Origin of the sequence: Yoonia litorea (assembly GCF_900114675.1) — a bacterium.
Classification (GTDB): domain Bacteria; phylum Pseudomonadota; class Alphaproteobacteria; order Rhodobacterales; family Rhodobacteraceae; genus Yoonia; species Yoonia litorea.
Map to the genome: position 1 here is coordinate 743,020 of NZ_FOZM01000001.1, position 21,052 is coordinate 764,071.

The window sequence follows — 21,052 nt, forward strand, 5'->3', positions numbered from 1 at the left end:
ACAGGACAAATAGGTGGTGCGTAGATGCGGTCAAAACCGACCCATCTGAAAGGAAACGCAATGCCCACCCTCAATCTCATCACACTGTTTGCTCACGTCGCGCTGGGCACTCTGGCCGTCGTCGTTGGCGCCATCGTCCTCGGCGCGCGTAAGGGACAGAAAACCCATGTCAGCGCTGGCCGCGTCTTTGTTGTCAGTATGGGATTGGCCTCCCTTCTCGGAGCGATCCTCGGTGCCATCAGATACGAAACTTTCTGGATCACCTTTCATGCGGGCATTCTCGGGGCCACTTTGGTCACAAGCGGTGTCTTGGCCGTCCGCATCAAACAGGCCGGTGCCAAAAGGCTGTTCGCGGGTGTCGCTGCCGTAAATGCACTGAATACCGCCTCCTTGTTTGGCGCGGGCTGGTACGCGGCAACACTGCCTGACGCCCGTTTGTTCGGCTTTGCCGCTGGAGACTATTTCTTCCTGTTCGGTCTGGCGGCGATCGCCTTTCTCGGTGACGTTCTTGCGATAGTCGGACGTGAGGTCTCCAACCGGCATCGGGTCGCCCAACATCTGGTGCGCATGTGCGTCGGGTTTTTCATCGCTGCCGGTTCTGCATTTACCGGACCGGGGGCCTCGGCGTTTCCCGAAGCCGTGCGCAACTCGGGTCTGCTGTCACTGCCCGAACTGATGATAGCGCTGCTGATGGTGTATTGGCTTTGGAAGACATTGCGGCGTCAGCGTCCGGCAATGGCAACGTGACCCGCTTTGAGTGTCCAAGCTTGCCACGGACAATGAGCAGGCGCAGAAAACCCTTGTGCAATCAGGCCATAAGCGCGACGCGAGAGACGACAAAGGGGCGGTGCAGCGATCTGCCGAACGCCTCATTCCTAGGCACATCTTCCGTTTCTGGACATTTTGCTGGCAGCCGGCTCTGAGCTGATGATTCCGGACTTGTCTTATGTCCATGTTCCTTACACTTCGAAGGCATGACTAACGAACTCCGCATTGTTGTCGTCGAACAGGACCAGGATCGCGCACTGGCGATTGTCGATGCACTCAAAGACGCATGCGCCTGCGATGTTCTGGTCATTGCAAATGCAGACAGCCTTGCGCGGCGTGTTGCTGCGTTTCAGCCAGACATTGTCTTGATTGATATCGACAATCCCACGCGTGACATGCTTGAGGAAATGACGCTTGCCTCCGGTCCACTGGAAAGGCCGGTGGCGATGTTTGTTTCGTCTGAAGCCGGTGGACTGGCGCAGGCTGCAATCGAGGCAGGCGTGTCCGCGTACGTCGTTGACGGGTTGTCGCCTACGCGCGTCAAATCCGTGATGGATACGGCCATCGCGCGGTTTTCAATCGTGCGTCAGATGCGTGAGGAACTCGCCGAGACGCGTCGTGCCCTTGAAGAACGCAAAGTGATCGACCGCGCCAAGGGCATGTTGATGAAAGCAAAGGGGATTGATGAAGAGGCGGCTTATGCCTTGCTGCGAAAGACAGCGATGGATCGGGGGCGCCGTGTGGCCGATGTCGCCGAGGCCCTCGTCACAGCCGCCGGGCTATTGGGATGAAGCCTGTCGAAATCTCTGTGGCCTATATGCCCCTCGTCGATGCGGCCCCGCTGATCATCGCGCAGGAGATGGGGTTTGCGCAAAGTGAAGGTATTGCGCTGAACCTCATCGCGGCCCCGTCTTGGTCCTCTGTCAGGGATATGTTGGCCTTCGGGCGTGTGGATGCCGCGCACCTTTTGTCACCAGTGCCGATTGCGTCCGCGATGAGGATGGGTGGTGTCTCAACGCAGATTTCTGCCGTGTCGGTGTTGTCGGTCAATGGCAACGTGATCGGTGTCAGCCGCGCGTTGGAGGCAAAACTGCGCGACGCGGGCTACCCTTTCGACTTTGCTGATCCGGTCGCTGCATCAGCCGCTCTCGCGGCGGTGTCTGATGGTCCGCTTACCTTTGGTGTCCCCTTTCCGTTTTCAATGCATGTGGCCCTTCTGCGGTATTGGGCGGAGGGCACATCCCTTGGGCGGGACGGGATCAGGATCCGCACTGTGCCTCCACCACTGATGGCCAATGCCTTGGCCGCTGGCGATGTAGACGCCTTCTGCGTCGGCGAACCGTGGGGCTCGGTCGCTATGGAAACCGGGGCCGGTGCGCTGATCCTGCCTGGGCGGGCCATTTGGAATTTCGCCCCTGAAAAGGTTTTGTCAGTGCGAACCGACTGGGCCGAAACAGAACCTGATTTACTGGGACGCCTGATGCGCGCAGTCTGGCGTGCTGGGCGCTGGCTGTCTCATCCGGATGTGAAGGCGACGGCAAGTGACCTGCTGTCCCGAAAGGCCTATCTGGACGTCTCTGCGGAGCTGATTGATCGCGCGCTTTCTGGGCATCTGTCGATTACGCATCGCGGCGACCATCGTGCCGTTCCCGGTTTTCTTGAGTTCTATGCAGGCGCTGCGACCTTTCCTTGGCGCAGTCAGGCCAAATGGATCATGGAGCGCCTTGTGCAGGAGCATGGTGCAGAGCCACTTTCCGATGCGCAGATAGCGCGCGTGTTTCGGACCGATCTGCATCGCAGACACCTCGCATCCGTCGGCTGCGATCTTCCTGGCGCATCGTCAAAGGTCGAAGGCGCGATTCTTGCGCCGACAGCAGTCGCATCAGCGGCCGGTGAGATCACATTGCATCCGGATCGCTTTTTTGACGGCAAGGTTTTTGATCCTGACCGTCTGTAAGCGCCCAAAATTCAGGCAACCTGGGGATGATATGTCAAGATCAGTACAGTCTTGAGGATTGATTCTAGGAACATTCGCTGCGCTGCGGCATAAAACTCGTGTCGACCGCAATGGCGCGGACTTCACCGAATACGATCCCGATGTGCGGGATATTCTTGAGCAAGGTCGCTCACTTTTCGTCGGATTTCCGACGGTAAGTGGTCGGCCTTTTTTCTTTTCCCACGGTCATTCCCTCCCATGACCGGACACACGACGGGGTCCAATATGAAAAACCTACTTCTTTCACTTGCAGCTACAACTGCCCTGGCGTCGCCCGCCTTTGCCGATCTTTTGGATCTTGAAAAGGACGAGCTGACCTTCGGCTTTATCAAGCTGACCGATATGGCGCCTCTCGCGATTGCCTATGAGCAGGGCTACTTCCTTGATGAGGGGCTGTTCGTGACACTCGAAGCGCAAGCGAACTGGAAGGTGCTGCTTGATGGCGTCATCGACGGGCAACTGGACGGCGCGCATATGCTGGCCGGTCAGCCGTTGGCGGCGACAATCGGTTACGGCACCGAGGCGCATATCGTCACGCCATTCTCGATGGACCTGAACGGGAACGGGATTACCGTTTCAAACGAAGTCTGGGACCTGATGCGCCCACACATTCCATCAATGGATGACGGACGCCCGCAGCATCCGATCTCTGCCGAGGCGCTTGTTCCCGTCATCGAAGAATTCAACGCTAATGGCCGTCCATTCAACATGGGCATGGTCTTCCCTGTTTCGACCCATAACTACGAGTTGCGCTACTGGCTGGCCGCTGGCGGGATCGAACCCGGCTATTACAGCCCCGAGAATATCTCCGGTCAGATCGGTGCCGAGGCATTTTTGTCCGTTACTCCACCACCCCAGATGCCTGCGACCATGGAGGCCGGTACGATTGATGGCTACTGCGTCGGCGAACCCTGGAACCAGCAGGCTGTCTTCAAAGGGATCGGTGTCCCTGTGATCACCGACTACCAAATCTGGAAGAACAACCCCGAGAAAGTCTTTGGTCTGACTGCACAATTTGTTGAAGAGAACCCCAACACAACCAAGGCCGTTGTCCGCGCCCTGATCCGGGCTGCCATGTGGCTTGACGAAAACGACAATGCCAACCGTGAAGCGGCTGTCGAGGTTCTGAGCCGTCCTGAATACGTCGGTGCGGACTATGAGGTGATTGCAAACTCGATGACGGGCACCTTTGAATATGAACCGGGTGATGTGCGCGAAGTGCCTGATTTCAACGTGTTCTTCCGCTACAATGCGACCTATCCCTACTACTCTGATGCGATCTGGTATCTGACCCAGATGCGCCGTTGGGGGCAGATCGCAGAAGCCCAGACCGACGATTGGTACAAGGATGTCGCGGAAAGCGTCTATCGTCCGGACATCTATCTTGAGGCGGCCCAATCGCTGGTCGATGACGGCTTGGCCAATCCTGCTGACTTCCCATGGGACAGCGACGGCTACAAAGAGCCGACACCGGCAGCCGATATCATCGACGCTATCCCTTACGATGGCCGCTTCCCGAACGCCTATCTGGAATCGCTGCCGATCGGTCTGAAAGGTGACCAGACCGTCGTTGGCGAAGAGGTGCAGGGCTAGGCCCTGACCGGCGCGGGCCTTTTTCAGCCCACCGGCCCGCGCCCACTCACCCATAGGAGACAGGTAGATGACAACCGTAGACCCGAATTTCGACGCAGAGGCTGCACGCGAAGCGCGCAAGGAACGCCTCTTTACCCGTATCACCGCCGCCGACAAGTGGTTTCAAGTTGTCGGGCTAGCCTGGCTGACACCCATTCTGAAGGCAGCCGCAGGCGATAATCCCAAGGCCCAGATTTCCGAGATCTGGCGTCTGCTTGGTGTACCTCTCTTGGCCATTCTTTCATTCTTGCTGCTTTGGGGCACGCTTGCGCCGACGGTGCAAACGTCACTTGGTGCGATCCCCGGACCCGCCCAAGTCTGGGAAGAGGCGGTCAATCTGCATCAAGATGCGGCCGCCAAAGCTGAAAGTCGTGCCCGTTTTGAAGCACAGGTCGCGCAGTTGAACGAACGGCGCGCTGAGCAAGGGCAGGATCCCGTCGAACGGGCCTACACAGGCGCGCCGAGCTACTATGCACAGATCTGGACATCCATTCAGACGGTGTTCTTCGGCTTCTTTCTGGCGTCCATCGTTGCGATCCCACTGGGCATCGCGGCAGGGCTGTCGCCAATCGCCAATGCCGCCCTCAATCCGATCATTCAGATCTTCAAGCCTGTGTCGCCTTTGGCGTGGTTGCCGATCGTGACCATGGTCGTCTCTGCCGTCTACACCACGCAGGACGGATGGTTTGCCAAAAGCTTCCTGACGTCGGCGATCACTGTGACGCTGTGCTCGCTCTGGCCAACACTGATCAATACAGCATTGGGCGTCTCCAGCATCGACAAGGACCTCGTGAATGTCTCGAAGGTGCTGAAGATGAACACCTGGACCAAGATCACCAAATTGGTCCTGCCATCGGCGCTGCCGCTCATCTTCACCGGTCTGCGGCTGTCGCTGGGGGTCGGTTGGATGGTGTTGATCGCCGCCGAGATGCTGGCCCAGAACCCCGGCCTTGGGAAATTTGTCTGGGATGAATTCCAGAACGGTTCATCAAGCTCGCTGGCCAAGATCATGGTGGCTGTCTTTACCATCGGCATCATCGGCTTCCTGCTGGATCGCGTGATGTATGCGCTGCAGTCCCTTTTCACCTTCACAAATAACCGGTGATTGAGATGGGTTTTCTAAAGTTCGATAACGTCACCAAATCCTACGGTGAAGGTGCCTACCGGACAGATGTCCTGAACGGGATCAAACTGGAGGTGCAGGGAGGTGAGTTTCTTGTCATCCTCGGTTTCTCCGGCACCGGCAAAACAACGTTGATTAATCTGATGGCGGGGCTGGAAAGCCCCACCACAGGCAGCGTGACCTACCGTGACAAGCCAATCACCAGCCCCGGACCCGAGCGCGGTGTCATCTTTCAAAGCTACTCGCTCATGCCGTGGCTCACAGTGACGGGCAATGTCGGTCTTGCCGTGGACACGGTTTTCCCTGACCTGCCAAAGGCCGAGAAAGCCGCCAAAGTGGCACACTACGTCAAGATGGTTGGTCTCAGCCATGCGGCCAGCCGCCGTCCGGCGGAACTTTCAGGCGGTATGCGCCAACGGGTCAACGTTGCGCGCGCGCTTGCGATGAACCCCGAAATGCTGCTTTTGGATGAGCCTCTGTCGGCGCTTGATGCACTCACACGGGCCAACCTTGCTGATGAGATTGAACAGATCTGGCAGGCTGACAAGAAGACCTGCGTGCTGATCACAAACGACGTGGACGAAGCGATCATCCTGGCCGACCGGATCATTGCGCTGAACCCTGATGGCACCTTGGGGCAGGAATTCACGGTGTCCCTGCCTCGCCCGCGTGACCGGATGGAAATGAACAGCAACGACACCTTCAAGCGACTGCGCGCTGAGGTGACGAAATACCTCATGGATGTCGGGATCGAGGCCAAGGTCGAAGGCACGCGCGAGCTGCCCGATGTGACGCCGATCCATGGTGTGCCGGCTGCCGTCAAAGACGCGCAGGAAGGCATGATCGACAACCGCTTCCTCGACTTTTCGATGCTGCATAAGGTCTACCCAACACCGAAAGGCCCGCTGACCGTCGTTGAGGATTTCGATCTCAAGATCGACCGTGGGGAGTTCATTTCGCTCATCGGCCATTCTGGATGCGGCAAGTCTACTGTGCTGACCATGGCTGCTGGCCTGAACGAAATCTCGAAAGGGGCCATCAAGCTTGATGGTCGCCACGTCGAGGGTGCAGACCCCGAGCGCGCCGTTGTCTTTCAGTCGCCGAACCTCTTCCCGTGGCTGACTGCAAAAGAGAACGTCGCGGTCGGGGCTGACAAGGTTTATCCGCGTGCAAGTCAGGCCGAACGCCAGGATGTCGTGGAGTACTACCTTGAGCGTGTGGGTTTGGCTGATGCAATGGACAAGCCAGCAAGCGATCTTTCCAACGGGATGCAGCAACGTGTCGGTATCGCCCGCGCCTTTGCTCTGTCGCCCAAGCTGCTGTTGCTTGATGAGCCTTTCGGGATGCTCGACAGCCTGACCCGCTGGGAGTTGCAGGAAGTCCTGATGGAAGTCTGGAGCCGGACCAAAGTCACGGCAATCTGTGTGACCCACGACGTTGACGAAGCGATCCTGCTGGCCGACCGCGTGGTGATGATGACCAACGGTCCACAGGCGACAATCGGCAAGATCGTCAACGTCGATCTGCCCCGTCCGCGCACGCGCAAGGCGCTGCTCGAACATCCTGACTACTACAAATATCGCCAGGACGTGCTCGACTTCCTTGAGGAATACGAACACGGCGCAAAACCCAAATCCAAACCGGCCGTATCGGCCATAGCGGCGGAGTGAAAGCGATGAGGCAAAAACTTGTTATCATCGGTGCCGGCATGGCCTCTGGCCGTGTGATCGAACATCTGATCGAGGCGGCACCAGACGCCTTTGACATCACCCTGTTCAACGCAGAGCCGCGCGGCAACTACAACCGGATCATGCTCTCGCCAGTGCTGTCAGGAGAGAAAACCTACGAAGAAATCATCACACATGATGGTGCATGGTACGCCGAAAACGGTGTGACCTGTCGGTTCGGGGAAAAAGTTGTCGCCATCGACCGCCAGATGAAGGTTGTTGAAGGCGAGAACGGGCATGTGCCTTACGACAAACTAATCTTCGGCACAGGCTCCAATCCCTTCATGATCCCGCTTCCGGGTCACGATCTTGATGGCGTCATTGCCTATCGCGATCTGGAAGACACCGAACGGATGATGCAGATGGGCGAGGGCCGCCGCGTTGTGGTCATCGGCGGCGGTCTCTTGGGGCTGGAAGCGGCTGCCGGCATGGCCGCGCGCGGAGCCGATGTCACTGTCGTGCATATCATGGGCCACCTGATGGAGCGCCAGTTGGACGAGGCTGCAGGCTATCTGCTGAAAAAGTCGCTTGAGTCCAAAGGTATCACGATCCGGTTGCAGGCAAACTCGAAAGAGATCCTGGGCGAAAACGGTAAGGTCAAAGCCCTTTTGCTGGAGGATGGCACTGAACTGCCTTGTGACTTGCTGGTTATGGCCGTTGGTATCCGTCCGAATGTGGCACTTGCCCAAGAAGCTGGTCTTGCGGTGGGGAAGGGCATCCATGTCGATGATCAGCTTTGCACATCCGACGCCAATATCTTTGCCGTTGGCGAATGTGTCGAACATCAGGGCGCGATCTTCGGTCTTGTCGCCCCGCTTTATGATCAGGCAAAGGTGCTGGCCCTGACGCTCTTGGGTGAAGAGGCGGGGTTTGTGCAAAAGTCGCTCTCAACCAAGCTGAAAGTAACCGGGTGTGACTTGTTCAGCGCGGGCGACTTCGCTGACGGCGAGGGCCGCGAGGATATCGTTTTCCGCGATCCATCCCGCGGGGTCTACAAGCGCCTTGTCATCCAGGAGGACCGCCTGATCGGTGCCGTGATGTATGGTGATACCGCCGACGGCAGTTGGTTCTTCGGGTTGATCAAGGACGGCACTGACATCTCAGAGATGCGCGAAACGCTGATCTTTGGTCCGGCCTATCAGGGGGGCGATCACGCGGACCCGCTCTCAGCCGTTGCAGCATTGCCGCCTGAGGCAGAGATTTGCGGCTGCAACGGCATTTGTAAAAGCACAATCACCGACGCCATCGCAAACGGCGCAACCGATCTCGGCGCAATCCGCGCCACAACCAAGGCCAGCGCGTCTTGTGGCACATGCACCGGTTTGGTCGAGCAACTTCTACAGGTCAGCCTTGGCGATGATTTCGTCATGCCAACCGCACAACCCATCTGCGGTTGCTGTGATCTGACCCATGAAGACGTGCGCCGTCTCATCAAAAGCCAGGAACTCAAAAGTCAGGAGGCCGTCTGGCAGGAACTGGGATGGAAGACTCGCAACGGCTGTCACGTCTGTAGGCCTGCGGTGAATTTCTATCTGCTGGCGGATTGGCCGTTGGAATATCAGGACGATCCCCAAAGCCGCTTTGTCAATGAACGCAAGCACGCCAATATCCAGAAGGATGGCACGTTCAGCGTTGTCCCGCGCATGTGGGGCGGGATCACGAACCCGACCGAATTGCGTGCGATTGCGGATGCCGCTGACAAATACAACGTGCCGACCGTCAAGGTCACCGGCGGCCAGAGGATCGACCTGCTGGGCGTCAAGGGAGAGGACCTTCCCTACATCTGGGCCGATCTGAACAAGGCAGGTCTGGTTTCGGGGCACGCTTACTCCAAAGGTCTGCGCACTGTGAAAACCTGTGTTGGGACCGATCACTGTCGCTTTGGAACACAAGACAGCACGGGGTTGGGTATCAAGCTTGAACAGATGCTCTGGGGGTCATGGACACCGCATAAGGTCAAGCTGGCTGTATCGGGCTGCCCGCGCAACTGTGCCGAGGCGACCTGCAAGGACGTCGGCGTCATCTGTGTCGATAGCGGCTATCAAGTCGGTGTCGCCGGTGCGGCAGGTATGGATGTGAAAGAGACCGAACGTCTGGCCGATGTCGCAACAGAACAGGAGGCCATCGACCTGACAGTCGCCTTCATCCAGCTTTATCGCGAGAACGCCAAATACCTCGACCGGCCCTACAAATGGGTCGCCAAGGTCGGGCTTGATTGGGTCAAAGAACGCGTCGTCGATGATCTGGACGAACGTGCCCGCCTGATCGCAGCATTTGAACTTTCGCAAAGCATTTACCGCAAAGACCCATGGGCCGAACACGCCCAGCAGGCCGGGCGCTACCAACCGCTCGCCGATCTCACCTTGGAGGCTGCCGAATGAGCTGGATTGATATAGGCCACATCGACGATATCCCGCTACGCGGTGCGCGTAAGCTCAAGACCGCGCTGGGGTGCATCGCGGTATTCAGGACGGACCACGACGAAGTCTTTGCCGCCCTAGACCGTTGCCCCCACAAGGGCGGTCCCCTGTCTGAGGGCATCGTTCACGGTGCGTCTGTCACATGCCCGCTCCACAACTGGGTTTTTGACCTGAACACGGGGCAGGCAAAAGATGAGAATGCCCAGATCGCCACTTATCCAGTGCGGATCGAAGGCTCACGCATTCTGATCGACGGTGCAGGGATCGCCGCGCGGAGTGCCGCCTGATGGACGGCGCGGGCCTGCCAGAGACAAAGTCCACCTGTCCTTATTGCGGGGTCGGGTGCGGCGTTCTTTTGCGGCCAAGCGGCGAGGGCGGTTTGGACGTGCGTGGCGATCCGGACCATCCTGCCAATTTCGGGCGGCTCTGCTCGAAAGGGTCCGCACTCGGCCAGACAGTTGGTTTGGAACACCGCCTGCTGGCGCCGCAGATAGGCGGCGTCGAGACAGACTGGGACACCGCACTCGATCTGGTGGCGGAAAGGTTCAAGAGCGCAATCGCACAGCATGGGCCCGATAGCGTTGCATTCTATGTGTCCGGGCAATTGCTGACCGAAGACTACTATGTCGCCAACAAGCTGATGAAAGGCTTTATCGGCTCGGCCAATATTGACACGAACTCCCGCCTTTGCATGGCGTCATCCGTGGCAGGCCACAAACGGGCCTTTGGCAGTGATACCGTGCCAGGCACCTATGAAGATCTGGATCAAGCTGATCTGGTTGTTCTCGTCGGGTCCAATCTGGCCTGGTGCCATCCGGTTCTGCATCAGCGGCTTCTCCAGGCGCGAAAAACGCGAGGCACGAAGATTGTCGTGGTCGATCCGCGTCGGACCGCAAGCTGCGCCGATGCCGACCTGCATCTGGCGTTGCAGCCCGGTAGTGATGCGGCGCTCTTCAACGGATTGCTGACCCAGATCGCAGCGCGCGGGGCGGTTGATGCAGATTATGCCGCCAACCTCAGCGGGCTGGAGGCAGCAGTCGCTTCCGCCACGGCAGACGATCTGACCGCGACGGGTCTGCCTCATCATGAACTACGCGCATTCTTCGATCTTTGGATCAACACTCCGAAGGTGGTGACGATTTACAGTCAGGGCGTCAATCAATCGACAACAGGCACCGACAAGGTGAATGCAATCCTCAACTGTCACCTTGCTGCAGGCCGGATTGGTAAGCCCGGATGCGGCCCATTCTCGGTCACCGGGCAGCCGAATGCCATGGGCGGACGCGAGGTTGGTGGGCTGGCGAATATGTTGGCCTGCCATCTGGATTTGGAGAACGCCGATCACCGCGCTGCTGTGCGTCAGTTCTGGGGTGCAGACACCGTGCCTTCTGCTGCCGGTCTCAAGGCTGTGGACATGTTCAGTGCAGTTGCCAATGGGCGGATCAAAGCGCTCTGGATCATTCATACAAATCCAGCCGTTTCCATGCCGGATGCTGATGCGGTGCGTGATGCAATTGCCGCTTGCCCCTTCACCGTTGTCAGCGACATCACAGCCCAAACCGATACCGCACGCGTGGCGGATGTGCTGTTGCCCGCCACGGCTTGGGCCGAGAAGGAAGGCACAGTCACAAATTCCGATCGTACGATCAGCCGGCAGCGGCGCGTTTTGCCTGCGCCGGGTCTGGCACGAGATGACTGGGATATTCTGGCGGAGGTTGGTCGGCGGATGGGGTTCGATGATGCCTTCGACTACGCGAACCCCGCCGAGATTTTCCGCGAACACGCCACGCTCTCTGGCATCGCCGGGCAGTTCGGACGGGACTACGACATTTCTGCATTGGCTGACATTTCCGATGCAGCCTATGCCGCGCTTCAGCCAACACGGTGGCCGGTTACGAAAAACCGAATTGGTGGACGCTTTTTCGCTGACGGTCGTTTCTTTCACGCAGACGGCAAAGCTCGGATCATCGCGGTGACCTCAAGGCCTCCGGCAACCTCCCCGACGCCAGATTCTCCCTTTGTCCTCAACACCGGACGCTTGCGGGATCAGTGGCACACGATGACGCGGACCGCACTTTCGCCCCGGCTGTCGGGGCATCTGCCAGAGCCTTTCGTCGATATCCATCCAAAGGATGCCGCATCCCTTGGCATCTCCTCATCTGACCTTGTTAGCCTACGCAACGCGCATGGTCGGGCTATCCTGAGGGCGCGGATCACCAAAGACGTGCAGCAAGGACAGTTTTTTGCGCCAATCCATTGGACGGCAGAAACCGCGCGCTGCGCACGCATTGATGCACTGGTAGCCCCTGCAACGGACCCGATTTCCGGGCAACCCGAAAGCAAAGCAAGCACGGTGAGTGCGACGCGGTTTCAGGCTGCGTGGTATGGTTTTGCGGTCTCGAAAGCAGAGATTACCCTCGATTGTGATTACTGGGCAAAGGCCCGCGTCCCACAGGGGTTTCGTGCAGAGCTTGCGGGCAGGAACCGTGTCGACGATTGGGAGGCAGAGGCGCGGCGTATCTTTGCCGCGCCAAATGCGACTGCGGCCTGCGTTATTGACGCTGCTGGCGGCGCGGCGCGAGTTGTTCTGCGCGAAGGCGATGCTCTGGTTGCGGCCCTTTATATCGCGCGGCAACCCATCGCCGTCATGCGCGATTACCTCGCGACCCTTCCGGGGACAGTTGCCGCTGATCCGCTGTCCGGTCGCGTTCCTGCCTCCGTGCCGAACCCCGGACCGACGCTTTGTTCGTGTTTCGCGGTTGGCGTCAACACCATCGTCACCGCAATAGAGACAGAAGGCTTGCTCAGCGTCGAAGACATCGGTGCTGCGCTGGGCGCTGGGACAAACTGTGGGTCGTGCCGTCCCGAGATCGCCGATTTGCTCAGCCGCACACGCCTGAAGGAAGCAGCAGAATGAGCCTTGCTCCTTTCGTTCAGATTGTCGGACGCGGGCCCGGTCGGTCGCGATCTCTGACGATGGGCGAGGCGGCATCGGCGATGGACCTCATGCTGACACCGGAAGCAGCCCCCGAAGCGTTCGGTGCGCTCTTGATGCTGTTGCGGATGAAAGGCGAAACTGCGGAAGAAATCGCCGGATTTGCACAAGCCGCGCAAGCGGCATTGCCTTCGATGCCCGGGGCTGACCTTGACTGGCCAAGCTATGCCGCCGGACGCACACGTGGAGCGCCGTGGTTTCTGCTGTCAGCCCGGATCGTCGCGGATGCTGGCCACCGCGTGCTTTTGCATGGCTGGAACGGCACGGATCAGAAGGTCCGTGACGCGCTCTCACAAGCAGGTATCAGGACAGCGCGGACACCGGATGAGGCTTCTGCCATTCTCGACAGCGACAGCATTGCGTATCTGCCGCTCGAAAATTTCCATCCCGCTCTCTTTTCCTTGCTGCGGCTCCGAGATGTGCTGGGCCTGAGGTCATGTATCAACACAGTCTGCCGGATGCTGAATCCGGCTGCTGCCGCGTCCAGTGTGCAAGGCGTGTTTCACCCCTCCTATCGGTTGCTGCAGGCCGATGCCGCCAGTCTGCTGGGCTGGCAAAATCTGACGGTCATCAAGGGGGGAGGGGGTGAATTCGAACGTCATCCGGCAAAGGACATTGCTGCGTTCGGGTTGCGAAATGGGGCTCTTTGGGAGGGCACCTTCAACGCGTCAGTTGGCGTGACCCGCCGATTGGCCGAACACGGCGCAGCTTACGATCTGAATGACCCGACAGACTTTGATGAAAGTGTGATTGTCGGCACAGCGGCCGCGGCGCTCGAAACCCTTGGATGGCGTAACGCCACGAAGACGGCACACCGCCTTTGGCGTGCACGCACCCCTCGCAAAGCAGCGTAAGGAGACGACCATGAAAGCCTTTCCGATGTTCATCCGCACCTCAGGTCGCCGCGTGACTATTGTCGGCGGCGGCGAACAGGCGGCACAAAAGGCAAGGCTGATCGGTAAGACGGATGCCAAACTCGTTCTGGTGGCGCAGGATTTGGAGGACGAGTTGCAAGGACTGGTGCAGTCGGGGCGCGCTGAACACGTGAAAGTGTTGTCGTCTGCTGTCTTTGAGGATGCCGCATTCGCCTTTGTCGGGACCGGATGTCCCGGCTTTGATGCAGCAGCCCATGCGCTTGCCAAGGCGGCGCGTTGCCCGGTGAATGTTGTCGATCAGCCTGATCTGTGCGATCTGACGACGCCGGCCATCGTCGATCGCGATCCGATTGTCGTGGCAATCGGCAGCGAAGGAACGGCGCCGGTCCTGACGCGGGATATCAAGACAAAACTGGAAGCTCTCTTGCCCCAGAACCTCGGGGGATTGGCGGCGCTCGCGGGAAACCTGCGCCCGCGCGTCACGCAGAAAATTGCGCGTCACAAGCGGCGTGCTTTCTGGGCTTGGGTCTTCAAAGGTGCGGCAGGTGCCACATGGACCCGCGGGGCTCAGCGTGAGGCCGCAAGACTGATCAAGGAGGCCATCGCAGATGGTGGCGCGCCCAAGGAACGGGAAATTGGGCATATTGCGCTTGTCGGGGCAGGTCCGGGCGCGCGCGATCTGATGACCCTGCGCGCTGTCGAGCGGCTCCAAGAGGCCGATGTCATTTTCTATGACCGACTGGTTGATCCCGAAGTGCTTGAACTGGCACGCCGCGATGCCGAGCGTGTCTTTGTCGGTAAGGTGGTCGGCGCTCATGCATGGCCGCAAGAGAAGATCAGCGAAATGATCGTGGCCGAGGCGCGCAAAGGGCGCAGCGTTGTGCGGCTGAAATCCGGCGATCCCGCTATTTTCGGACGTGCAACCGAGGAGATCAGAGCGGCAAAGGCCACAGGTATCCCGGTGGAAATGGTGCCCGGTGTCACTGCCGCCTCCGCCGCAGCGGCATTTTTGGGGCGGAGCCTGACCGAACGGGGTGTCGCCGATACCTTTGTTATTGCGACAGGCACCGGTTGTGCGGATCATCCGCGTCCTGAATGCACACGTCTGGCGGGTCCTGGCACAACGACAGCACTTTATATGTCGGTTGGTCAGGCGTCGCGGATTGCGGCTGACATGATGCAACAGGGGTTGCCGTCACACAGCCGCGTTGATGTCTGCGTGGATGTTTCAAAGAAGACCGAGAGGCACATCCAGACGACGATTGGTCAGCTAGCAGAGGCGCTCCATACGCATGATGTCACAAGCTGCGCAATTATTTTGGTAACATGGCCGAGGGACACAGTCGTCGGTGATCAAGTGCACCGTCGTCGGTCTCTGGTCTGTGCGTGACATGAGTGGTCGCGGGGGCGACTGACACTGAAATTCTAGGGTCTAACCTAGCCGATCCAGAGCGAATGCTTCGAAAGTGGTAGACTGTGGAGCCCTGCCGCAACTCTCAAAGCAATGGCCTAGCCCGATGGGAGGAGTTGAAGGAAGTTCAAGCGGGACACAACCGTTGTGGGCCAAGTCGGCAGAAGCTTCGCAATCCAAATCAGTGATATGGCGGAGGAGGTGGGATTCGAACCCACGGTAGACTTTCACCTACGTCGGTTTTCAAGACCGGTGCATTCAACCACTCTGCCACTCCTCCGACATGCGCGTGTTAGCCCGTCCGATCTGATTCGGAAAGCGCCTTCACAACTGGGCGATTTCCGCCACCGGGTGGCGCTTGGTGCTTTCAAAACGCAAGGCGTGCCGTTATCGTCTCCGCGACCGCTTTTGCTGCTGGGAATTTCAGGCAGCCAAAGCGTCTGGGGTGCATCAAACCGCCACCAAAGGCGGAGCAGGCCTGTCAAGGCAAGGACAGAGCAAGAGGGGCTAGCAATGTCGAATTCCACTTTGAAGATATCGCACGCATGGCGTGCGGCGTTTCTCGTCGCGGGGCTGGGGGCGCTGGCCGCATGTGACGAGAATGGCCAATTCGCACTGGGTGCCCAGCAAGGGGCTGAAGCGACATCCGCACCGTTGCCTGCAAATGCGCCGGGGCAACGCACCCTTGAAGAGCGGGACGTCGAACGCCCCGACCTGTTTGAGGTGTCAGCGCGCGCGCTCTGGGATGGTCGCCCATCGCTTGGCGGTGTGTGGGTGGCGCATCCTGACGTTGATGCACCAGAACGCGTCCTGATCCGGAATACCGAAAATGGCGAGGTCATCATCGGTGCGCTTTTCCGCCGCGAGCGGTTGAACCCCGGGCCGGTCTTGCAGGTGTCGTCGGATGCGGCTGAGGCGCTTGGTATCCTCGCTGGCGCGCCCACTGACCTCTATGTCGTCGCTTTGAGACGCGAAGAGGTGCAAATCCTGACCGAGGCGACAGAAGACAATCCGGTTCTGGCCAGCCTCGAAGCTCCTGTAAACGTCGAAGCTGCGCCGTTAGCGCCAGCGCCGGTGGCAGAAGCTTCTGTCGAAGCCGCTGACGTGGTTGTTGATACGGCCGCCTCTGCAGTTGAAGCAGCACCTGTCGTTGTGCAGGAAAGCGCTGAGACGGTCACAGAAACTGCCGCCGCCACTTTCGCGGCTGCCGCAAGCCTTGCTGCAGCGGCCGATGCGCCCGCGACGGAACCGGAAGACACGGTTGACGTGTCAGCGGTCTTTGCTGCGCCAATTGCGCCGGCAGACGGTCCAATGGCTCAGATCGGTGTGTTCAGTAACGAACGCAATGCCAATGCTGCCGCCGATCAGATCCGGCAATCAGGGATCGCGGCGGAGGTCTTGGCAGAGAACATGGGCGGCCAGACAGTCTGGCGACTTGTCGCTGGGCCAATGGCCAGCGCAGCCGCGCTGACCACGATCCAGAATCTGGGATACGTGGACGCGTTCATCATCGAAGACGACACAGAATAACCTGACGAAAGGAACACCCAATGCGTTTCACCCGTCTTTCCCGCGCCGTTTTTGCGCTTCTTCTGGCGGTAACGCCACTTGCGGCGCAGGCTTTCGAGACCCGCGCGACCGCCGCATACGTGTATGACCAGACGACTGGCACTGTCCTTTTGTCGAAGAACGCACAAGAACCGCTGCCACCTGCGTCGATGTCCAAGCTGATGACGATCTATATGGCCTTCGAGGCGATTGCCGACGGGCGCCTTTTGCTGGATGAGGAACTTGCCGTTTCGTCCCATGCGGCGAGCTTTGGTGGTTCGTCCATGTTTCTGGACACCACCGACCGCGTCAGTGTCGAAGACCTCGTCAGAGGTGTGATCATTCAATCCGGCAACGATGCCAGTGTTGTTCTGGCCGAGGCGCTTTCACCCGACGGGACCGAAGCAGGCTTCGCGCGGTTGATGACCGAACGGGCACGGCAGATGGGGATGATGAATTCCAGTTTTGCCAACTCCAGCGGCTGGCCTGCATTGGGCCATCGCATGTCGATGGAAGACCTTGGCATTCTGGCCGATCGCCTGATCTCCGATTTTCCCACCTTCTATCCGCTGTTCGCAGAAGAGGAGTTTGCCTTTGACGGTCGCGTTCCATCTAACTCGCGCAACCGCAATCCGGTGCTGGCGATGGGACTTGGCGCAGACGGCCTCAAGACCGGCCACACGCAGGAGGCAGGATATGGCCTGGTTGGCTCAGCCAAACAAGGGGACCGCCGTATTGTCTGGGTGATCACCGGTCTTGATACACCGCAAGAACGGGCAGAAGAGTCAGTCAAGATCATCAACTGGGCCTTCCGGCAGTTTGCCGAACAACAGGTAGCGACCGCAGGCACCCAAATTGCCAGTGCAGATGTCTGGATGGGATCGGCATCAACTGTTGGTCTGACCGTCGCCGAAGACCTGAACCTGCTTGTGCCTGTCCTGAATCAGGACGGGGTCTCGGCCGAGGTCGTCTACACCGGACCGGTTGAAGCACCAATCGCCGCCGGCCAGCAACTTGGCGAGTTGGTCGTCAGGTTTGACGAATTGCCAGAGAAGCGTATTCCGCTGGTAGCAGATGCTGATGTGGCGCGCGGCGGTTTTGGCACGCGTCTGCGGACGGCCGCGATGGTACTTTGGCAGAAATTCGGTCCGGTTGACGGCGCAGATGCTGGAGCCGCAGAAGGCGCATGAGCCAAGGGCGCTTTATCACATTCGAAGGCATCGACGGGTCTGGCAAGTCAACGCAGGCGCGCAGATTTGCATCATATCTCGAAGGGCAGGGCCGTCAGGTCGTGCTGACGCGTGAACCCGGTGGTAGCCCTGGGGCCGAAGAGATCAGACAGCTCTTGCTGACAGGTGATACCGACCGGTGGTCGGCAGAAACGGAGATACTCCTTTTTACAGCGGCAAGACGTGATCATCTGGAGAAGACCATCCAGCCTGCGCTAGAGGCAGGACATACGGTGGTTTCTGATCGCTTCGCTGACAGCACACGCGTCTATCAAGGTGCCACGCGGGGTGATCTGCGCGGGATCGTCGATAAGCTGCACAGCTTGATGATCGCACGTGAGCCGGACCTGACCTTCATCATCGACATGGACCCCGAAACGGCGTTGAAGCGTGGATTGGCGCGGCGCTCGGGCGAGGACCGGTTCGAGGAATTCGGTCTCTCCTTTCAGGAAACACTCAGGCACGGGTTCCTTGCGCTTGCGCATGCACATCCCAAGCGCTGTGTACTGATTGACGGTAATCGCACCGAGGACCAGATCGCGAGTGAGATTGCGGCTTACGCATGACAGATGAAACCCTGCCAGAGCCAGACCGGATCGAGGGCGCGCCGCATCCGCGTGAAACAGAGATACTTTATGGGCAGGACGCGGCCCAGTCTGCCTTCCTTGACGCCTTTGCGACTGGGCGGCTTCACTCCGGCTGGTTGATCAAAGGTCCGAAGGGTGTTGGCAAAGCAACACTCGCGTGGAAGATCGCCACTTTCCTTCTATCAGGGCAGGAGGCGGGTCTGTTCGGCACGCCAAGCCTGCATGTTGACCGCGATCACCCCGACGCGCGACTGATACAGGCAGGTGCGCATCCACGCCTGTCACTGATCAGACGGCCTTGGGACGAAAAGACGAAGAAACTGAAAACAGAAATCACAGTCGATGCGGTCAGGGGCCTGAAGAACTTCTTTCATATGTCGGCGGCCGACGGCGGTCGGCGGGTTGTCATTGTTGATGCGGCAGATGAGCTTAACAGAAATGCCGCCAATGCGATCCTGAAGGAACTCGAAGAGCCGCCCGCCAACACAACCATGCTGCTGGTGACGCACCAGCCATCGCGGTTGTTGCCCACGATCAGGTCCCGCTGCCGCGAGCTGCGTTGCGAGCGGCTGCAAGCAGATGACCTGCAAAAGGCGCTTGAGCAAGCAGGCCATCATATTGATCATTCCGAAAGCCTCGCCACTTTGGCTGGCGGCTCCGCCGGAGATGCCATCAGGCTGCTGAACCATGACGGGCTGGCGCTTTACGGCGAACTGATCAAGCTCTTTGACAGATTGCCACGGATTGATCGACCAGCAGCGTTGCGCATTGCAGATGCCTGCGTCGGCAAGGCCGGTGAGACACGTTTCGGCATGACGCTTGACCTGATTGACCTCTTCTTGTCACGCGCCGCAAAAGCAGGGCTGCTCGGCGAGCCTCAGGCACAGGGTGCTGCGGGCGAAGCAAGGCTTTTGGCAAAAATCGCCCCTGACGACCGTGCCGCCCGTGCCTGGGCACAGTTACAGCAGGATCTGACGGACCGCTCGCGCCACGGGCGCGCAGTCAACCTTGACCCAGCGTCCCTGATCCTTGATATGATCTTCAAGATTGAAGAGACGGCGCAAGGTGTCGCCGCGGCCTGAAAGCAGCGTCATGACCGAAGCGACAATCGTCGATAGCCATTGCCATCTTGATTTCCCCGATTTCGATGAAGAACGCGACGAGGTCATCGCGCGCGCCATCGCAGCGGGCGTGACGCGGATGGTGACGATCTGCACCAAGCTGCGCCTTGAGCCGCAGGTGCGGGCCATCGCAGAGCGCTATGACGCGGTCTACTACGCTGCCGGAACGCACCCGATGAGCGCCGCTGATGAGCCGCTGGCAACTGTTGATGAACTCGTAGCACTTGCGCAGCATCCCAAATTCGTCGGGATCGGTGAAAGCGGCCTCGATTACCATTACACCGCTGACAGCGCCGCCATTCAGCAGGACTCGCTGCGGGTCCACATCGCTGCTGCGCGGGAAACCAAGCTGCCTTTGATCATTCATGCACGTGCTGCCGATGACGACATGGCGCAGATTTTATCTGATGAAATGAAGAATGGCAGCTATGCTTGTGTTATGCATTGCTTTTCCAGCGGGGCGGCACTGGCCAAGACCGCGCTTGATCTGGGTTTTTATCTGTCGATGTCAGGCATCGCGGCATTTCCCAAAAGCCATGAGTTGCGGGAAATTTTCGCAGCCGCACCAGTTGATCGTATCCTTGTGGAAACTGACAGCCCCTATCTTGCACCGCCGCCCTTTCGCGGCAAACGCAATGAACCAGCCTACACGGCGCATACGGCAAAGGTCGGTGCTGAGGTTTTTGGGCTGAGCTATGAGGAATTCGCGCGCCAGACTACCGCGAATTTTGACAGGCTCTTCTGGAAGGCCGCAGGATGACCGATACCCTGTCATTCCGCATTCTGGGGTGCGGTTCGTCCGGTGGTGTCCCCCGTCTTGGGGGGCAGTGGGGTGCCTGTGACCCGTCCAACCCCAAGAACGTGCGTAAACGATGCTCTTTGCTTGTGACCAGAACGGGCGCGGCCGGACAGACGCGGGTGCTGATCGACACATCCCCCGATATGCGACAGCAGCTGCTGGATGCTGATGTCGGGACGCTGGATGCGGTTGTCTATACGCATAGCCACGCCGATCACGTGCACGGGATCGATGACCTTCGTATGGTCGTTTTTAACAAGCGCGAACGCCTGCAGGTCTACGCCGATGGCGACACCACCAATGACCTGCTTGGTCGGTTCGGCTATGCCTTTGTGCAGCCGAAAGGATCGTCCTATCCGCCGATCCTGGAACTGAACCCGATTGATGGGCTATTCAAAATTGAAGGGGCAGGGGGCGAAATCCCGTTTCTGCCATTCAAAGTTAAACATGGCCGCATCGAAGCACTCGGCTTTCGCATAAACAACGTCGCCTATCTACCTGATGTTTCAGATATTCCTGACGAGGCATGGCCGGCTGTCGAAAACCTCGACACATGGATTGTGGACGCATTGCGCCGCGATCCACACCCGACACATGCCCATTTGGAAAAAACGCTTTCGTGGATCGAAAGGGTGGCGCCGCGTCAGGCGGTCTTGACCAATATGCACAATGATCTCGACTATGCGACGGTCGCGGCAGAAACGCCGGATCACATCCTTCCTGCTTATGACGGGATGACGATTACAGTTGCCGTACCGTAGCCGATCCTTTGCCACCAGGCTGCGAGTGCGGGTCAGGTCGGTCGCGCCAAATGCTGTGAC

17 protein-coding genes and 1 tRNA gene are annotated in these 21,052 nt (G+C 59.0%); 17 read left to right on the forward strand and 1 reads right to left on the reverse strand.

What is annotated here, in order from left to right; all coding sequences use genetic code 11:
- The first annotated feature begins 60 nt into the window (after nucleotides 1–60).
- From BM316_RS03930 to cysG, 11 genes are all read left to right on the forward strand, one after another.
- Nucleotides 61–747 (forward strand): DUF2306 domain-containing protein, encoded by a 687-nt coding sequence (locus BM316_RS03930; protein ID WP_090204231.1) that lies wholly within the window; start codon nucleotides 61–63, stop codon nucleotides 745–747.
- Nucleotides 748–974: 227 nt separating this feature from the next.
- Nucleotides 975–1,559, forward strand: coding sequence for an ANTAR domain-containing response regulator (locus tag BM316_RS03935; protein WP_090204233.1), 585 nt, complete (start codon nucleotides 975–977; stop codon nucleotides 1,557–1,559).
- Nucleotides 1,556–2,725 carry an ABC transporter substrate-binding protein gene (locus BM316_RS03940; protein ID WP_090204236.1) on the forward strand — a complete coding sequence of 390 codons (1,170 nt, stop codon included), beginning with the start codon at nucleotides 1,556–1,558 and terminating at the stop codon, nucleotides 2,723–2,725. The genes BM316_RS03935 and BM316_RS03940 overlap by 4 nt, the downstream gene beginning before the upstream one ends.
- Before the next feature lie 264 nt (nucleotides 2,726–2,989).
- Nucleotides 2,990–4,357 (forward strand): CmpA/NrtA family ABC transporter substrate-binding protein, encoded by a 1,368-nt coding sequence (locus BM316_RS03945; protein WP_090207499.1) that lies wholly within the window; start codon nucleotides 2,990–2,992, stop codon nucleotides 4,355–4,357.
- 67 nt (nucleotides 4,358–4,424) lie between these two features.
- Nucleotides 4,425–5,501 carry an ABC transporter permease gene (locus BM316_RS03950; protein ID WP_090204237.1) on the forward strand — a complete coding sequence of 359 codons (1,077 nt, stop codon included), beginning with the start codon at nucleotides 4,425–4,427 and terminating at the stop codon, nucleotides 5,499–5,501.
- 5 nt (nucleotides 5,502–5,506) lie between these two features.
- Nucleotides 5,507–7,189, forward strand: a complete 1,683-nt coding sequence (locus BM316_RS03955; protein ID WP_090204240.1) for an ABC transporter ATP-binding protein — start codon at nucleotides 5,507–5,509, stop codon at nucleotides 7,187–7,189.
- A gap of 5 nt (nucleotides 7,190–7,194) precedes the next feature.
- A complete protein-coding gene (gene nirB / locus BM316_RS03960) occupies nucleotides 7,195–9,627 on the forward strand; it encodes a nitrite reductase large subunit NirB (protein ID WP_090204242.1) in 2,433 nt (810 codons plus the stop codon).
- Nucleotides 9,624–9,953 (forward strand): nitrite reductase small subunit NirD, encoded by a 330-nt coding sequence (gene nirD, locus BM316_RS03965; protein ID WP_090204245.1) that lies wholly within the window; start codon nucleotides 9,624–9,626, stop codon nucleotides 9,951–9,953. Before nirB ends, nirD begins: the two co-directional genes overlap by 4 nt.
- Entirely contained in the window at nucleotides 9,953–12,583 is a 2,631-nt protein-coding gene (locus tag BM316_RS03970; RefSeq protein WP_090204247.1) for a nitrate reductase, read from the forward strand. The genes nirD and BM316_RS03970 overlap by 1 nt, the downstream gene beginning before the upstream one ends.
- On the forward strand, nucleotides 12,580–13,515 hold the full coding sequence (locus BM316_RS03975; protein WP_090204250.1) for a glycosyl transferase family protein: 936 nt from the start codon (nucleotides 12,580–12,582) through the stop codon (nucleotides 13,513–13,515). Before BM316_RS03970 ends, BM316_RS03975 begins: the two co-directional genes overlap by 4 nt.
- 10 nt (nucleotides 13,516–13,525) lie before the next feature.
- Entirely contained in the window at nucleotides 13,526–14,926 is a 1,401-nt protein-coding gene (cysG, locus tag BM316_RS03980; RefSeq protein WP_165606537.1) for a siroheme synthase CysG, read from the forward strand.
- 211 nt (nucleotides 14,927–15,137) lie between these two features.
- Here cysG and BM316_RS03985 read toward each other — a convergent pair.
- A tRNA-Ser gene (locus BM316_RS03985) sits at nucleotides 15,138–15,227 on the reverse strand.
- Between the two features lie 233 nt (nucleotides 15,228–15,460).
- Here BM316_RS03985 and BM316_RS03990 point away from each other — a divergent pair.
- The 6 genes from BM316_RS03990 to BM316_RS04015 are packed head-to-tail and all read left to right on the forward strand — an operon-like array spanning nucleotide 15,461 to nucleotide 20,992.
- Complete coding sequence (locus BM316_RS03990) at nucleotides 15,461–16,477, forward strand: SPOR domain-containing protein (protein WP_090204256.1); 1,017 nt, start codon at nucleotides 15,461–15,463, stop codon at nucleotides 16,475–16,477.
- A gap of 20 nt (nucleotides 16,478–16,497) precedes the next feature.
- The gene (locus BM316_RS03995; protein WP_090204259.1) at nucleotides 16,498–17,685 is read left to right on the forward strand and encodes a D-alanyl-D-alanine carboxypeptidase family protein; all 1,188 of its coding nucleotides are present in this window, start codon (nucleotides 16,498–16,500) and stop codon (nucleotides 17,683–17,685) included.
- Nucleotides 17,682–18,290, forward strand: a complete 609-nt coding sequence (gene tmk, locus BM316_RS04000; protein ID WP_090204261.1) for a dTMP kinase — start codon at nucleotides 17,682–17,684, stop codon at nucleotides 18,288–18,290. Before BM316_RS03995 ends, tmk begins: the two co-directional genes overlap by 4 nt.
- The gene (locus BM316_RS04005; RefSeq protein WP_090204264.1) at nucleotides 18,287–19,393 is read left to right on the forward strand and encodes a DNA polymerase III subunit delta'; all 1,107 of its coding nucleotides are present in this window, start codon (nucleotides 18,287–18,289) and stop codon (nucleotides 19,391–19,393) included. Before tmk ends, BM316_RS04005 begins: the two co-directional genes overlap by 4 nt.
- Before the next feature lie 10 nt (nucleotides 19,394–19,403).
- On the forward strand, nucleotides 19,404–20,192 hold the full coding sequence (locus BM316_RS04010; RefSeq protein WP_090207502.1) for a TatD family hydrolase: 789 nt from the start codon (nucleotides 19,404–19,406) through the stop codon (nucleotides 20,190–20,192).
- Nucleotides 20,189–20,992 carry an MBL fold metallo-hydrolase gene (locus BM316_RS04015; RefSeq protein WP_090204266.1) on the forward strand — a complete coding sequence of 268 codons (804 nt, stop codon included), beginning with the start codon at nucleotides 20,189–20,191 and terminating at the stop codon, nucleotides 20,990–20,992. The genes BM316_RS04010 and BM316_RS04015 overlap by 4 nt, the downstream gene beginning before the upstream one ends.
- Nucleotides 20,993–21,052 lie beyond the last annotated feature (60 nt).